Annotated in this window: 12 protein-coding genes; 6 read left to right on the top strand and 6 right to left on the bottom strand. The window is 52.7% G+C overall.

Annotated features, from left to right (window positions below; translation table 11 throughout):
* Positions 1-10: 10 nt before the first annotated feature.
* Both C5610_RS10630 and C5610_RS10625 read right to left on the bottom strand, forming a co-directional pair.
* The gene (locus tag C5610_RS10630) at positions 11-712 is read right to left on the bottom strand and encodes an ABC transporter ATP-binding protein (protein ID WP_105307123.1); all 702 of its coding nucleotides are present in this window, start codon (positions 710-712) and stop codon (positions 11-13) included.
* Positions 713-722: 10 nt separating this feature from the next.
* Positions 723-1,994 (bottom strand): efflux RND transporter periplasmic adaptor subunit, encoded by a 1,272-nt coding sequence (locus C5610_RS10625; RefSeq protein ID WP_105307122.1) that lies wholly within the window; start codon positions 1,992-1,994, stop codon positions 723-725.
* A 153-nt stretch (positions 1,995-2,147) separates the two neighbouring features.
* Between C5610_RS10625 and aceK the strand changes: the two genes are divergently transcribed.
* Positions 2,148-3,854, top strand: a complete 1,707-nt coding sequence (aceK, locus tag C5610_RS10620) for a bifunctional isocitrate dehydrogenase kinase/phosphatase (protein WP_105307795.1) — start codon at positions 2,148-2,150, stop codon at positions 3,852-3,854.
* Here aceK and aceA read toward each other — a convergent pair.
* The 4 genes from aceA to argE form a co-directional block, all read right to left on the bottom strand.
* Positions 3,838-5,175, bottom strand: a complete 1,338-nt coding sequence (gene aceA / locus C5610_RS10615; protein WP_105307121.1) for an isocitrate lyase — start codon at positions 5,173-5,175, stop codon at positions 3,838-3,840. The genes aceK and aceA overlap by 17 nt on opposite strands.
* A 31-nt stretch (positions 5,176-5,206) precedes the next feature.
* Positions 5,207-6,790, bottom strand: coding sequence for a malate synthase A (gene aceB / locus C5610_RS10610; protein ID WP_105307120.1), 1,584 nt, complete (start codon positions 6,788-6,790; stop codon positions 5,207-5,209).
* Between the two features lie 191 nt (positions 6,791-6,981).
* Positions 6,982-8,610, bottom strand: coding sequence for a methyl-accepting chemotaxis protein (locus C5610_RS10605; protein ID WP_105307119.1), 1,629 nt, complete (start codon positions 8,608-8,610; stop codon positions 6,982-6,984).
* Positions 8,611-8,673: 63 nt separating this feature from the next.
* Positions 8,674-9,819: an acetylornithine deacetylase gene (argE, locus tag C5610_RS10600; RefSeq protein ID WP_105307118.1), complete on the bottom strand. Its 1,146-nt coding sequence runs from the start codon at positions 9,817-9,819 to the stop codon at positions 8,674-8,676.
* A gap of 107 nt (positions 9,820-9,926) precedes the next feature.
* Here argE and argC point away from each other — a divergent pair, with 107 nt between their 5' ends.
* From argC to argH, 5 genes are read left to right on the top strand one after another with little or no spacing between them, the layout of a single operon-like run.
* Positions 9,927-10,943 carry an N-acetyl-gamma-glutamyl-phosphate reductase gene (gene argC / locus C5610_RS10595; RefSeq protein ID WP_105307117.1) on the top strand — a complete coding sequence of 339 codons (1,017 nt, stop codon included), beginning with the start codon at positions 9,927-9,929 and terminating at the stop codon, positions 10,941-10,943.
* Positions 10,940-11,692, top strand: a complete 753-nt coding sequence (gene argB, locus C5610_RS10590) for an acetylglutamate kinase (RefSeq protein WP_105307116.1) — start codon at positions 10,940-10,942, stop codon at positions 11,690-11,692. Before argC ends, argB begins: the two co-directional genes overlap by 4 nt.
* A gap of 21 nt (positions 11,693-11,713) precedes the next feature.
* Positions 11,714-12,676, top strand: a complete 963-nt coding sequence (locus C5610_RS10585) for an ornithine carbamoyltransferase (protein ID WP_105307115.1) — start codon at positions 11,714-11,716, stop codon at positions 12,674-12,676.
* The gene (locus tag C5610_RS10580) at positions 12,673-13,881 is read left to right on the top strand and encodes an argininosuccinate synthase (RefSeq protein WP_105307114.1); all 1,209 of its coding nucleotides are present in this window, start codon (positions 12,673-12,675) and stop codon (positions 13,879-13,881) included. The genes C5610_RS10585 and C5610_RS10580 overlap by 4 nt, the downstream gene beginning before the upstream one ends.
* Positions 13,874-15,709: an argininosuccinate lyase gene (gene argH, locus C5610_RS10575; protein WP_105307113.1), complete on the top strand. Its 1,836-nt coding sequence runs from the start codon at positions 13,874-13,876 to the stop codon at positions 15,707-15,709. The genes C5610_RS10580 and argH overlap by 8 nt, the downstream gene beginning before the upstream one ends.
* Positions 15,710-15,722 lie beyond the last annotated feature (13 nt).

Below are 15,722 nucleotides of genomic sequence, written 5' to 3'. Positions count from 1 at the left end.
GCAACTCTCCTTAAGCGCGCAGCGGTACGGCCGTTACCGGACCGTTGTGCTGCTCGGTAACCTTGCCATCAAGCACCTGAATGTGACGTTGAGCGCGTTCTGCCTGCGCGTGATCATGAGTGACCATGACGATGGTGGTGCCGTTGGCGTTAATGTCCTCCAGCAGCGACATGACGCTGTCCGCCATTTTCGAGTCCAGGTTACCGGTGGGTTCATCCGCCAGCAGGAAAAGAGGATCGCCGGCCAGAGCTCTCGCGATGGCAACACGTTGTTGCTGTCCACCGGACAGCTGCGAGGGTAGATGCTGCATGCGGTTCGCCAGGCCGACGATCTCTAAACTGTGTTCAATGCGCTGTTTGCGCTCGGCTTTGCTTAACTTACGGTAACGCAACGGCACGTCGACGTTATCGAATAAGTTCAAATCCGGAATCAGGTTAAAACTCTGGAAAATAAAGCCTATTTTTTCGTTGCGCAGGCGCGACAACTGCTTATCGGTTAGGTGTTTAACCGATTGGCCATCGAGCAAATAGTCACCGTCTTCAAAACTCTCGAGCAATCCAGCGATATTCAAAAAGGTGGTTTTGCCCGATCCGGATGGGCCGGTTACTGCAACAAAATCGCCTTCATTAACTTGCAAACTGAAGGATTGCAGTGCGGTGGTTTCGATGGTGTCGGTACGGAACACTTTACTGACGTTATTCATGGTTAGCATGATGAATTCCTTATTGATTGATGACGACAGATTGCGCCCCGTTGAAGCGCTGTGTGTCAGAAATAATGACTTGGTCACCGGCTTGCAGGCCGGCGATGATTTCAATGCTGGAAAGACTATTGGAACCGGTTTCGATGGGGGTTCGCACAGCAACTCCGTCACGCACAACGTAAGCAGCCGTGCCGCTGCTGTCCTGTAAAAAAGGACCGCGTTGCAGTGTCAGTACATTATCTTTTTTGTCCAGCAGAATGCGGGTCGTGAGACGCTGATTTTGACGCAGGCCGGCCGGTGACTGGCCACTGAAACGGACGGTACCGACGACCTGATTCTCACGAATTTCTGGGGACACGGCGACCAGCGTAGCGTCATGAATACGGCCGTTGTAGTTAATTTCTGCCGCCATACCAATCGCTAAATCGTCCGCGTAGCTTTCCGGGATACCAAGCTCAACTTCGAACTCAGACAAGTCCACTACGCCGATAATGGCTTGGTTGCGCGCCACCTGATTTTTCTGGTCGGCCTCGCGGTTACCAACAATGCCGGCCACCGGTGATAAAATCCGCAGGCCATCAACCTGGCGCTGCAACTCGTCAACCAGCAACTGTTGACGATCGACTTTTAATTGCAAAGAGCGGATGTCAAACGCCAGGCTCTCACTGTTGAGCCTGGCATCCTGAACCGCGTGTTGGTGCACCACTTTGGCATTCTCCAAGTCATCCTGAGCTTTCTCGTAGTCAATCTGGCTGATGGCTTGTTTTTCCCAGGCGGCGTCGGCGCGACGCTTTTCCCGGTCGGCAGCGGTCAGTGTGACTTGTGCCAGGTCGACCAGTTTTTGGTTCTCAAGTGCCGCTTTTTTGGACTGGATGCGCTGGCGATCCAAATCCATCAGCAAACTTTCGAGTGTGGCTTGCTCCTGCTGTAATTGATTTTTCAGTTCTGGACTGTCGATAACGGCCAGTAGTTGGTCTTTTTCAACCGCATCGCCAGCATCAACATGGTAGGTGATAACACCTTCGGCTGGCGCGTAAAGTGTTGGACTGACGGCAGCGACAACGCGGCCCTGAATGGAAACGTCGCGGACGAATTCGCCGCGTTGGACGGTGGCAATGCGCAGGTCTTCTGCTGCCACCGAGGCTTCAGCGCTGGACCACTGCGAAACCATGGGAGCTGCGATCGTAAACACACTCACCACAACCGCGGCGGCGATCCCCCAGCGCCAGTAGCTGCGTTTTGTTTTCGTGAGCACTTTATCCTGCCCACTGGTATCCGATATTTTTGTCATTTGCTCTACCCTCGACGGTTAACAAATTGGTTGTCATTGTTAACTTAAGTCGCCGCCGGCGCGAAAAGGGTTGTGAAAAGCATAAAAAGGACTGTAACAGAATGTATCAAACCGCTATGGTAGAGCTTAAAAAACGACGTGGAGAGCGTGATTTTGGCGGTTGATAGTCAGTATTTAGCACAGAAAATTTTGCAGGGTTTTCATTGTCACTATGACCGTTTTCAGCGTCTCACACGCGGCGCCCGCTCGCGTTTTTTAAAACAACAATGGCAAGGTGTGGTGAATGCCTCCGCCGAACGCATTTCCTATTATGACCGGCAAGTAAAGGAAACCAGCGTTGCCGTGCAACGTGCGGTGGGAGCAGACTTTGATGCGGCGTTATGGTTGGCAACGCGTCAGCGTTATCAATCCTTACTCAAGTTTCACCCGCAGGCTGAACTGGCCGAAACCTTTTATAATTCGGTGTTTTGCCGGGCGTTCGAACGGCGTTATTTTAATAACGACTTTATTTTCGTTGAAACCTTATTACACAGCCACATTCCGGTTTCCGTACAAAGCCAGTACCGCAGCTATTTTCCGGTAAAAGGTGGGCTGCAACAGGTACTCTTAACGATCTTTCTGGACAGCGGCTTAAACGGGGAGTTTGAGCATTTCGAAAACGATCTGGAGCAGTTGCGAGATGCCTTTTTGCAACGGTCACAGGAAACCGAAATTGAACCGCATGACATTCGTATCGATGTCTTAAACTCGCCGTTTTTTCGTAATAAAGCCGCTTACTTGGTTGGGCGCATTGTCACCGAGCGTCATCACTATCCGTTTATTGTCCCGGTGCTGGTGAACAGCCAGGGCAAACTCTATGTCGATGCGTTCATTACCAACTCCAACCGAATGGCGACCATTTTTGGGTTTGCACGCTCTTATTTTATGGTGGAAACCGAAGCACCATCGGCGCTGGTACGCTTTTTAAAAGATCTGATGCCCCGCAAAACCCTGGCCGAGCTCTATGCCTCGATAGGGTTTCATAAGCAGGGTAAAACCGAGTTTTATCGCGAGTTTTTGCATCATCTGCAACGGACTGATGATCAGTTGGTGGCGGCACCGGGAGTAAAAGGTATGGTAATGACGGTATTTACACTGCCGTCGTTTCCCTATGTGTTTAAGGTGATTAAGGACAAACTTGGATCCACTAAGGCATTTAGCCGACAAACGGTGATTGACCGCTACCGAATGGTGAAGCGTCATGACCGGGTCGGGCGTATGGCTGATACACTGGAATTTGCCGACGTCGCCATTCCGCTCAAGCGAATCGCTGCGGATTTGCTGCAGGAACTGCAGTCAACGGTTGCCGGGTCAATCGCGATTGAGGGCGAGACGCTGATCATCAAACAACTCTTCGTCGAGCGACGTCTGACGCCACTGAACTTGTTCCTGGAATACGCCAGTGATGATGAGATAGATGCGGCCATGAATGACTACGGTCTGGCGATCAAGGAAATGATAGCGGCCAATATCTTTCCGGGCGATATGCTACTGAAGAACTTTGGTGTGACCCGCCACCGGCGAGTGGTGTTCTATGACTACGATGAGGTTCGTTACCTAACGGACATGAGTTTTCGCGCACTGCCAAAACAGGATGGCTTTATGGATGCGGAAGTGTCTGCGGCGCCAGATGACGTATTCCCTGAGCAATTAGCGCAATTTGCGGTGCCACAGCCACATTTGCGTGAGGTTTTACTTAAGCACCATCCGGATTTGAATGACCCGGGTTATTGGCGAAAAATACAGAAACACATCCGCGAGGGATGCCTGACGGATGTGTTTCCTTATGAGCAACACCTGCGTTTTACGCGGAGGTTTTAAATTGGTCTTCCTCGGTTGAGCCGGTCAAGGCGGTGACGGATGAAACACCGCCCTGGATGACGTTGGTCAAATCGTCAAAATAACCGGTACCGACTTCCTGCTGATGTGCGACAAAGGTGTAGCCTTTGTCGGCTGCCGCAAACTCCTGCTGTTGCAGGCGAACGTAAGCCGACATATCGTTGCGGGCGTAGTCGTAAGCCAGTTCGAACATGTGATACCACATGTTGTGAACACCGGCGAGCGTAATGAATTGGAACTTATAACCCATGGCAGCGAGTTCGCGCTGGAACTTGGCGATGGTGTCATCGTCAAGGTTGCGGCGCCAGTTAAACGACGGTGAACAGTTATAAGCCAGCAATTTGCCTGGGTATTTGGCGTGAACCGCTTGCGCAAATTGACGCGCCTCGTCAAGATCCGGTTTTGCCGTTTCGCACCAGAGCAGATCGGCATAAGGGGCATAGGCCAGGCCTCTGGAGATGGCTTGCTCAATTCCGGGTTTGACGCGGTAAAAACCTTCCGCGGTGCGTTCACCGGTAATAAAGGGTTTGTCATTGGGGTCAAAGTCGGAGGTCAGCAGGTCGGCGGCATTGGCATCGGTACGCGCGACAATCAGCGTTGGGATACCGGCAACATCGGCAGCCAGTCGGGCCGCAACCAGCTTCTGTACCGCTTCCTGGGTGGGAACCAGCACCTTACCACCCATGTGACCGCATTTTTTCACCGAAGCTAACTGATCCTCAAAGTGAACACCGGCAGCGCCAGCCTGAATCATTCGTTTCATTAACTCATAAGCGTTCAGTACCCCGCCGAATCCGGCTTCGGCATCGGCAACGATGGGGGCAAAGTAATCGATGTAACGGTCATCTTCCGGGGTTATGCCTTTTGACCACTGAATCTGGTCTGCGCGGGCAAACGAGTTGTTGATTCGTTCAACCACCGTGGGTACTGAATCAACCGGGTATAAGGATTGATCGGGGTACATGCTGCAGGCACTGTTGTTGTCAGCCGCTACTTGCCAGCCGGACAGATAAATTGCTTGCAGACCCGCCTTCACTTGCTGTACCGCCTGGCCGCCGGTTAGCGCACCAAGCGCATTGACATAGTCTTTACCAAATTTACCCTGCGCTTCACCGTTGATCAGTCGCCATAATTTATTGGCGCCGTTACGCGCGTAGGTATATTCCGGTTGTACCGAGCCACGCAGGCGTACCACTTCTTCGGCGGAGTAGGGACGCTCGACACCTTGCCAGCGTGGATCTGACTGCCATTGTTCCTGGAGCTTTTTGGCTTGTGCCGCTTGAGAGAGAGATTGTGTTGTCATGATGGTTGTCCTGTATAGCGTTTTGTTATCGTTAGGCCAGCTTTTGGTAGCCGGGTAAGGTTAGAAATTCGACCAGCTCATCGGCGGTGGTGATGTCTTCGAGTAGCTGCAGAGCCTCGGCAAATGGCTCGTTTTGCCAACGCTGCTCACCAACGTGTTGGCGAACCACAGCCGCCTCCTGCTGCAGGTAATCCCGGAACAGCTGTTTGCTGACAATGGTGCCATCGCTGAGTGTCTTTTGATGGCGAATCCACTGCCAGATTGAGGCGCGCGAAATCTCGGCGGTCGCGGCATCTTCCATCAATCCATAGATGGGCACACAGCCTTTACCGTCCAGCCAGGCCGCGATGTATTGCAGTGAAACGCGAATGTTGGTGCGCATACCGGCTTCGGTGCGTTCACCCTCGCAGGGTTGCAGCAGCAACGCTTGATCGATGTCGTTGTCCTGGTCGCGCAGCACCTGCAATTGGTTGTCAGCAGCCATTCCCTCGACGAAGACTTCGCGCACGGTATCGGCCAAGCCGGGATGGGCGATCCACGTGCCATCGTGTCCGTTGTCCCGTTCGAGTGTCTTGTCCGCACGCACTTTGGCCAGAATTTGCTGATTTTCGGTCGCGTCTTTGCTGGGAATAAACGCCGCCATACCGCCCATGGCGAGAGCGCCACGCAAATGACACGTGCGTACCAGCAGCCTTGAGTAAGCGTTTAAAAAGGGCTTATCCATACTCACCACCTGACGATCGGGTAAAACGCGGTCAGGATGAGCTTTCAAGGTTTTGATGTAGCTGAAAATGTAGTCCCAGCGACCACAATTCAGCGCGGCAATATGCTCACGCATGCGGTACAGAATTTCGTGCATCTGGAATACTGCCGGCAATGTTTCGATAAGCACGGTGGCACGAATGGAACCGGTTTTTACGTTAAAGCGCTTTTCGGTGTAGTGAAAAACGTCTGCCCACCAGCCGGCTTCATCACTGTGCTCCAACTTGGGCAAATAAAAATAGACACCGCTGCCGCGTTGCAGGCGAGTTTGGTAGTTGTGAAAGAAGTACAGCGCAAAATCCATTAAGGCGCCGGCAATGGGTTTGCCGCCCGCATGGATATGCTTTTCCGGCAGATGCAAGCCACGAACCCGGGCAATCAACAATGCTGGGTTTTCCTTAACGGCATAGTGCTTGCCGGTGTCAGGATCATCGTAGGTCATGCCGTCAAGGTTGGCGTCACGCAGGTTGAGTTGACCGTTGAGCAAACCGTCCCAGGTTGGCGACTGTGAGTCTTCAAAGTCGGCCATGTAACAATCCACATTTGCATTGAGGGCGTTGATGACCATTTTGCGATCCACCGGGCCGGTAATTTCCAGCCGCCGTTTGGTCAGGTCCTTTGGTAATTCGGCAATGCGCCAGTTACCGTCCCGGATCGCCTGAGTGGCCGGATCGAAGTCGGGTAATTGGCCGGCATCGTAGGATGCCTGACGTTGCTTGCGTTTCGCGAGTAGCTGGTGCAATTCGGGCTGGAAGCGCTCGACCAATTCGGTCAAGAAGGCGATGGCGTCATCAGTGAACAGGGCGCTCGCCTGTTCGTTCAGTGGTTGATTAAATTCGAGTTGGGTGGTCATTTTTGAATCCGTTGTTATTAACTTGTTAACACGGATTAAGGTTAGACCCTGTTCTTTATATCAGTCTAATTTATCAAACTGATTGCGGGTATTCACTAGAGTAATTTAAAAGGTGGAGAAACTGTGGTTAATATTTCAGCGGGGCGTTTATCGCTGAAGCCATAAGCCCCGCTGATGTGACGGTGAATGGGTTAGGATACTTTAAAGCGCGCGACCAGACCGTTGAGGTCGACAGCCAGGCGTGACAGTTCCTGACTGGAAGCGCTGGTCTGTTCGGCACCCGATGCCGTTGAGTTCGACAGGTCACGGATACTGACCAGGTTCTTATCAACGTCGCGTGCGACGTTCGCTTGTTCTTCTGCGGCTGACGCAATTGAGGTATTGTGAGTATTAATCTCACTCACAGCCTGTGCGATTTGTTTCAGCGCTTCGCCGGCCTCACGGGCGATATCCAGGGTACTGGTGGCTTTTTCCATGCTCCGCTTCATGGTGGTAACAGACATATCACTGGACTGATTAATGGCCTTCACCATGTCTTCAATTTCGACCGTAGACTGCTGTGTTTTGTGCGCCAGAGAGCGAACCTCGTCGGCTACTACGGCAAAGCCTCGTCCTGATTCACCAGCGCGAGCGGCTTCAATGGCGGCATTCAGTGCCAGCAAGTTGGTTTGCTCGGCGATACCACGGATAACCTCCAGCACTTTGGTGATATCAGTAACCTTATTGGCCAGCTCGGTCACGCTATTAGACGAGTCGCCAATTTCCTGAGACAACTCTTCGATCGCGGTGACGGTTTTGCGGACTCGGTCATTCCCTAACTGCGCCTGCTCATCAGCCGACTCAGAGGCTTCAGAGGCACTCTGGGCATCCGACGCAACGTTTTCTACGGCCGTGGTTAACTCAGTGACGGCGGTGGCAGCTTGCTCCAGTTCTTCACTTTGTTGTTGAATGGTACGGGTAGAGTCATCGGTTACCGAGCTCAGCTCCTCGGAAGTTGACGCCAACTGTTCAGACGACTCAGAAATCTTAGCAATCGACTCGCGCAGCTCGTTTTGGGTTCGTTGTAACTGTTTTAGCAACACCGTCGCTTCGTCATTGCCATCAATCTCTACGCTAGCGGTAAGATCACGAGCGGCAATGGTCTGCGCAAATTCGACCGCTTGTTGAATCGGTACGACAATACTGCGCGTGAGTACCAGTGCAAACACGATCATCAGAATCAGTGCAACGATAAGCGCGGTGATTACACCAATGTTCGCTGAGGTGGCGACATCACCGGCCTGTTCAGTTGCATCAGCAATCAATGCCATTTCCAGCGCCAGCATTTCGTCTAACGCGGCTGAGATCTCATCGGTCAGTGGTAATATGCGATTTTCCCGCAGCGACGTAATTGGATCGGTCAGCTGTGCGTCGACGAGTTTTTCGAACTGATCATGAAGCGTCCAATATTCCTTATCTAGCGCCATGTATTGATTGAACTTTTCACGGGCTTCGGCATTTTCAATGCTGTTGGAGTACTCATCCTGATTGCGTTTCAAGCTTTCAATGGCTTCATTGAGTTTGTCCATGTAGCCGGGTAAGCGATTCGGGTCGTTAACAAAATTGGTGACGTTAGCCGAATGAATGCGGACCCGAAGAAACTCTCGATCGAGATCATTGACGTTGTCGACCGCGGGAACCTGAACGTCGGTGATAAAGTCCATTTGGTCAGTCACTACTGCGAGACGATTAAGTGCAAAAATGCCCAATGCCAGCACTAAAAGGCCAATGATGGCAAAGGCTGCGGACGCACGCACGCCGATAGAGAACTGTCGAAACATAAACTTTTCCTAATTATTATTGATTTAGATCATGAACGCTTTGGCCATTATCGGCCACATGCTCTAAAAACATAAGGCTCGAATGAGACTTTCTATCGTTTTCTTGGATGAATCTATCGAATCCATCGACAAAAACTCATCGGGCTGGTGTGCCTGATTGATCGAACCAGGCCCCATGACGATAGTTTGGCAGCCTAATGCTTGTAAAAAGGGGGCTTCGGTACAGTAGTTAACGGCCTGACTTGCCTGTTGACTGACTTTTTCAGCGAGCTTGACCAGGGCGGCATCGGTGGTTTGTTCAAAGCCTGGAATGGGTTCATGCAAATGCAGCCACTCGATTTGTGCTTCCGTTTGTTGTTTGAGCTCCGTCAAGTGGCGGTCGATGATACCGTACAGGTCATCAATGGCCATGCCAGGCAATGGTCGGACATCGATTTGTAGCTCACAACAGCCACAGATCCGATTGGGATTATCACCACCATGGATGCTACCGAGATTAAGTGTGGGTTCGGGTACGGCAAACATCGGGTTTGAATAGTTATGCGAAAATTCCGATTGGACTTGTAACAATTTACCGATCACCTGGTGCATCACCTCAATAGCGTTAATACCTAGCTTAGGATCCGAACTGTGACCGGAACGCCCGATCACCCGAATGGCTTCACTTAAATGCCCTTTATGAGCGCAAACCGGCCGCATACTGGTCGGTTCACCAATAATGCAGGTGTCCGGCTTGAGGTTGTTGAACATCGACAATTGGCGCGCGCCATCCATGGTGGTTTCTTCGTCCGCTGTCGCCAGAATCATCAGCGGTTTTTGCTGAGCAGCACTGGGCAGGTTTTTTAACACCTCGATGATAAAGGCAAAAAAGCCTTTCATATCAATACTACCCAAGCCATACCAGCGATTGTCTTTCTCGGTCAGTTGAAACGGGTCCAGGCTCCAGCGCTGGGCATCGTAGGGAACCGTATCGGTGTGTCCGGACAGCAGCAAACCGCCGGTACCAGTACCCCGACGTGCCAGTAGGTTGTACTTACCCGGTTTATTTTCCAGTTCATTGATCTCGCATTGAAAGCCCAGCGCTTCCAGCCAGGTTGCGAGCAAATCAATGACACCTTTGTTGGAGTGGTCCCAACCTGGATCCATGCTGCTGATGGAAGGAGTAGCAATTAACTGCTGGTACATGGAAAAAAAGGAAGGTATCGACATAGATAATTATCCATAAAAGTTGCATAAATATATTTATTCGGATATTCTGCACAAAAATTCACTTGCTCACCACTGAAGCAGAAAATCGTCGTAAAGGAAATAGCCGCGTGAAGAAAAACTCGTCCTTAACTGCCGTTGTTATCGGTGCCAGTGGTTACGCTGGTTCTGAACTGTGTCGTTTGGTGGCGCGGCATCCATTATTGACCCTTGCTGGCTGTTTTGTTTCTGAAGGCAGTGTTGATGCCGGTACGAAGTTGTCGGTGCTGTACCCAAAGCTTCGGGGTGTGGTGGATTTGCCATTACAGGGGCTGGACAGCCTGTCACTGAAGCAAATCAAAGCAACAGCGCAGGTGGTGTTTATTGCCACTGAACATGAGGCCGCCGCGCAGTTGGCCTATCAGTTATATGACAACAAACGCATTATCATTGACTTATCCGGCGCTCATCGTTTAGCAGACGCACAGGACTATATCACCCATTACGGTTTTTCTCATCCGCATCCGCAATTGCTGAGCGAAGCCGTCTATGGCCTCGCTGAATGGCATACCGGTTTACTGGAAAACGCCAATCTTATCGCGGTACCGGGCTGTTACCCCACCGCAACCTTACTGGCATTGAAGCCGGTGCAGCATCTATTGGCGTCGCAACCGGTGATAGTTAACGCGGTATCCGGAGTAACGGGTGCCGGCCGCAAGCCGACGCATAAAACGCTGGGAGCCGAGCTATCGCTGCAGGGCTATGGGGTATTTAATCACCGTCATCAGCCTGAAATTGAGCAGCACGGGCAGACAGCGGTGGTCTTCACGCCGCACCTGGGGGCGTTTAAACGGGGCATTTTAGCCACGCTGTACCTGCAACTTGCCGAAGGGACATCGTGTCAAGACGTTGCCGAGGCTTATGCCGTGTATCAAAAACATCCGTGCGTGCGGGTTGGATACCAACACACACCGGCGATTCAGGACGTCGAGCACAGCGGTTACTGCGATATTGGCTGGCATCGTAAAGGGACTCAACTGATTGTGTTTGCTGCCATTGATAACTTGCTAAAAGGGGCCGCAAGCCAGGCCTTGCAGTGTCTTAACCTGCGTCTTGGTGAGCCGCAAACAACCGGGGTGCCGTTATGAGCGGCGTTGTTGAAGTGATCAAGATAGGCGGTAGTTTGCTGGCGCAGCCTGCACAGTTACGAGCCTTATTTGCGGGGCTGGCACAGCAACAGCACAGCACCGTCATCGTGCATGGCGGCGGTGCTGCCGTTGACAACTGGTTGGCAGGCATGGGTCTACAAACCGAAAAGCGTGACGGGCTCAGGGTCAGTCACGAGCAACAGATGCCGCTGATTGTCGGAGCTCTGGCCGGTTATGCCAATAAACAGCTCATGAGTTATGCGATTGAAGCCGGACTGCAGCCCACCGGTCTCAGCTTGTGGGAAACCGGAATGCGGTGCAAAGCGCTGTCGAGTGAACTGGGACAAGTGGGCATTTGCGACGAGGAGCAAAGCCAGGTATCTGAATGGATGAACTGGTTACTCGAGCACTCACACCTCAGCATCATCAGTTGCATCGGCTTTGATGCTAACGGCAGCTGGTACAACGTTAACGCGGATAATGCCGCAGCGGCACTCGCGCAAATGTTAAAGGCCAAACTGACCTTTGTTACTGACGTAGATGGTGTTTACGACCAGCAGCAACAGTTGATCCCGCAACTCGATTCGGCAAGGTACCGGCACCTGTGCCAACAGGGCGTCATTTCCGGGGGAATGAAGGTAAAAGTGGACAGTGCCCTGGCGACCGCCAGGCAGTTGCGACGCAGTGTGCGAATCTGCGGGTGCGCGTGCCTCACCCGCCCAGAATCCGGCACCACGATCGTTGACTGATTTATTGACTTAGGTTTTACCATGAAAGACACCACGACCCTACCGACAAACCTATTGTCGGGTTGCGAACTCAGCGCTGAGCAACTGCAGCAGGTGCTGAGCATCGCACAACAACAGAAAGCCCGGCCGCAGGCCTATCAACAACTGTTGGCCGGCAAAAGCATCGCGACAATCTTTGAAAAACCAAGCCTGCGTACCCGGGTTTCCTTTGCCGTTGGCATGCAAAAGCTGGGCGGGCAGGCCATTTACCTGGATGAGCAGGGGCAAGGGCTGGGACAGCGCGAGAGTATTGCGGATTACGCAAAAAACTTATCCTGCTGGTGTGACGCGATTGTCGCACGAGTGCTTCAGCACGAGACCCTGCAGGAACTGGCCAAACACGCATCGGTGCCGGTCATCAACAGCTTGTGTGATCGCTATCACCCATGCCAGGCGCTGGCTGACTGCCTGACGCTGCAGGAGCAATTCGGTTCACTTGATGGGTTGCATCTGGTGTATTGCGGCGACGGTAACAACGTGACCCGCTCGCTGATGTTGTATGCGGCGATGCTTGGCGCCAAGGTGACATCCGTGACGCCGGCTGATCGGGCCATTGAGCAAAGCTGGCTGGACGATATTAATGCACAGGCCGGCGGGAAGGCGCATAACGCCACCCACTTTGATGACCTCGGCGCGGTGGATGTCTTATATACCGACACCTGGGTGTCGATGGGAGACGATACCCCACTACAGCAGGTGAAAGAAAAATTTCTGCCCTATCAAATTAATGCACAACGGGTTGCCCAGCTTAAGCCCCGTGCAGTGATGCACTGTCAGCCGGTACACCGCGGTTACGAAGTGACCTCGGAGGTCATTGACAGTGATTTGTCTCTTTGTCTGCAACAGTCCGAAAACCGCTTGTATGCCCAGAATGCGTTACTGAGCATGATGCTCAGTGATAGTTGTGCTTTTGCCGCTGCTACTGATTTAAGGAATGCCTCATGAATAAAGTTGTACTCGCCTATTCCGGAGGGTTAGATACCTCCGCCATTGTTCCCTGGTTAAAAGAGCATTACGACTGTGACGTTGTTGCCTTTGTCGCCGATGTCGGGCAGGGGGCAGAAGAGCTGGCCGGAGTGGAAGAAAAAGCTAAAGCTTCAGGTGCCAGTGAATGCTATGTGGTGGATCTGAAAGAAGAGTTTGCCCGGGCATATATTTATCCCACCCTAAAAACCGGTGCCGTGTACGAGGGAACCTATCTGCTGGGAACCGCGATGGCGCGCCCGATTATCGCCAAAGCGCAGGTCGAGATCGCACGAAAAGTGGGTGCTGATGCGCTGGCGCACGGCTGCACCGGGAAAGGCAATGATCAAGTTCGGTTTGAATCCTGCTACGCAGCGCTGGCTCCAGATCTTACCGTGATTGCGCCCTGGCGTGAGTGGCAGCTAGACAGCCGTGAATCGTTGTTAAACTACCTGGCAGAACGCGATATTCCGTGCTCTGCGTCTGCCACCAAAATATACAGTCGTGACGCCAATGCCTGGCATATTTCGCACGAAGGCGGCGAGTTGGAAGACCCGTGGAACGAGCCGAGCGCACAAGTCTGGACACTGACCAACTCACCTGAACAGGCGCCGGATGAGCCGGAATATCTGTCAGTGACGTTGGAAAAAGGTGAAATCACGGCGGTTAACGGTGCGTCCTTGTCGCCGCTTGGTTGTTTGGAAACACTCAATCAACTGGCTGGCAAACATGGTGTCGGACGGGTTGATATTGTTGAAAATCGACTGGTGGGCATGAAAAGCCGTGGTTGCTACGAAACGCCCGGAGGCACCGTGATGATGGCAGCGTTGCAGGCGATCGATGAACTGGTACTGGATAAAGCAAGCCGTAGCTGGAAGTCGCAACTGAGTGAGCAGTTTGCGCAATTGCTTTATGACGGACGTTGGTTTACGCCGTTAAAACAGTCGGTTTTGGCGGCCGCTGAAGTGCTGGCAGAAAAAGCCACTGGCGAGGTGGTGCTGAAGCTCTACAAAGGCCAGGCAACAGCGGTGAAAAAGCGCTCGCCCTATTCCTTGTACAGTGAAGACTTCGCCACCTTCGGTGCCGATGAGGTCTATAACCAACAGCATGCAGAGGGTTTTATCCGTCTGTTCTCGCTGCCCAGCCGGATAGCGGCACTGCAACAGCAAGGAGGCGGCGATGGCTAGTGCGCAACTTTGGGGAGGACGTTTTGCGGACGGACCCAGCGAAGCCTTTCAGGCGTTTAACGACTCGTTACCTTTTGACCATGTATTAGCCGAACAGGATATTCAGGGCTCGGTAGCCTGGGCTGATGGATTGCGCCAGGTTGGCGTAATAACCGCCCAGGAATGTCAACAACTGCAGCAGGCACTGACAGAGCTGTGGCAGGAATTGCAACAGCATCCGCAGCAGATCGCCGGCGCCGGCGACGAGGACATCCACTCATTCATCGAGCGGAAGTTAGTTGAGCGGGTGGGGGATCTGGGCAAAAAATTACATACCGGGCGCAGCCGTAATGATCAGGTTGCTACGGACTTGCGCTTATGGAGTCGTCAACAAGGCCAGGCGGTGCTGAAGGCACTGACGACGTTACAAGGTGCGTTGACGGAGTTCGCGGCGCGTGAAATCGATACGGTATTGCCGGGGTATACCCATTTGCAACGAGCCCAACCCGTGTTATTCGCGCATTGGGCGCTGGCTTATGTGGAAATGTTGCAGCGTGACCACGAGCGGTTGGTGGATGCTTTAGAGCGTATGAACCAGTCGCCGCTGGGGTGTGGTGCTCTGGCCGGTACGGCTTACCCGATTGATCGGGAGCAGTTGGCGCAGCAACTGGGTTTTCATTCTGCCTGCCGCAATAGCCTTGATGCGGTTTCCGATCGTGATTTTGTGCTGGAACTGCTCAGTACTGCGTCATTATCGATGCTGCATTTGTCACGGCTGGCAGAAGATCTGATTTTCTATAACAGTGGTGAGGCCGGCTTTATCGAATTGGCCGATGATGTGACTTCCGGATCGTCGCTGATGCCGCAGAAAAAGAATCCCGACGCACTGGAACTGGTGCGGGGTAAAAGCGGACGTGTGACCGGCGCGCTGATGGCAATGACGGTGACCTTAAAATCGTTACCGCTGGCCTACAACAAAGATTTGCAAGAAGACAAAGAAGGCCTCTTTGACGCATTAAAACACTGGCGTGCAGCGCTCAACATCAGCAGCCAGTGCCTACAAGGGATTCGCGTCAATCGCGAACGTTGCCGGCAGGCGGCTCAACAGGGTTATGCAAACGCGACTGAGCTGGCGGATTATTTGGTGAGTAAAGGCGTACCTTTTCGGCAGGCGCACCACCAAGTCGGCGAACTGGTGCAACTGGCGATAAAACAGGGCAAGCCGCTGGAGCAGTTGTCATTATCGCAGATGCAGCAGGTTACTGAAACGATTGAAGAGGATGTCTACCCGTGGCTGTCGCTACAGTCGCTGCTGGAAAAACGGCAGGCACTGGGCGGTACCTCACCGGAGCGCGTCAAAGAGGCACTGAAAAAGCATCAACAGCAGCAAAAGATACGTGTTCGTGATGCAAACCTATCGGACATTGACGCGATTGTCGGGCTGGTCGGTCATTGGGCGGGAGCCGGTGAAAATTTGCCGCGCGCCAAGGATGATATTATTCATTCCATCAATGAATTTGCGGTGAGTGAAATTGACGGCAACGTCATGGGCTGTGCGTCATTGTACATATACACCACGGGTCTGGCAGAAATTCGTTCGCTTGGCGTGAACCCGCAAAGCAAGGTTAAAGGGCAGGGGCGACTGCTGGTGGAAAAGCTACTGCGCAAAGCCCGCGACTTACATTTAAAGCGGGTGATTGTGTTAACCCGGGTGCCGGACTTCTTTGAGCAGCAGGGTTTTTACCACTGCTCGAAGGACAGCCTGCCAGAGAAGGTGATGAAAGATTGTGAGCTGTGTCCGCGCAAGGCCAACTGCGATGAGCTGGCCATGGAGTTTCGGTTGCTGTAAGCCGTTTACGCGG

The sequence above is a fragment of the Idiomarina sp. OT37-5b genome (assembly GCF_002968395.1).
In the GTDB taxonomy this organism is placed as follows: Bacteria; Pseudomonadota; Gammaproteobacteria; order Enterobacterales; family Alteromonadaceae; genus Idiomarina; species Idiomarina aquatica.
This window is presented reverse-complemented; position numbering and strand designations above follow the sequence as displayed.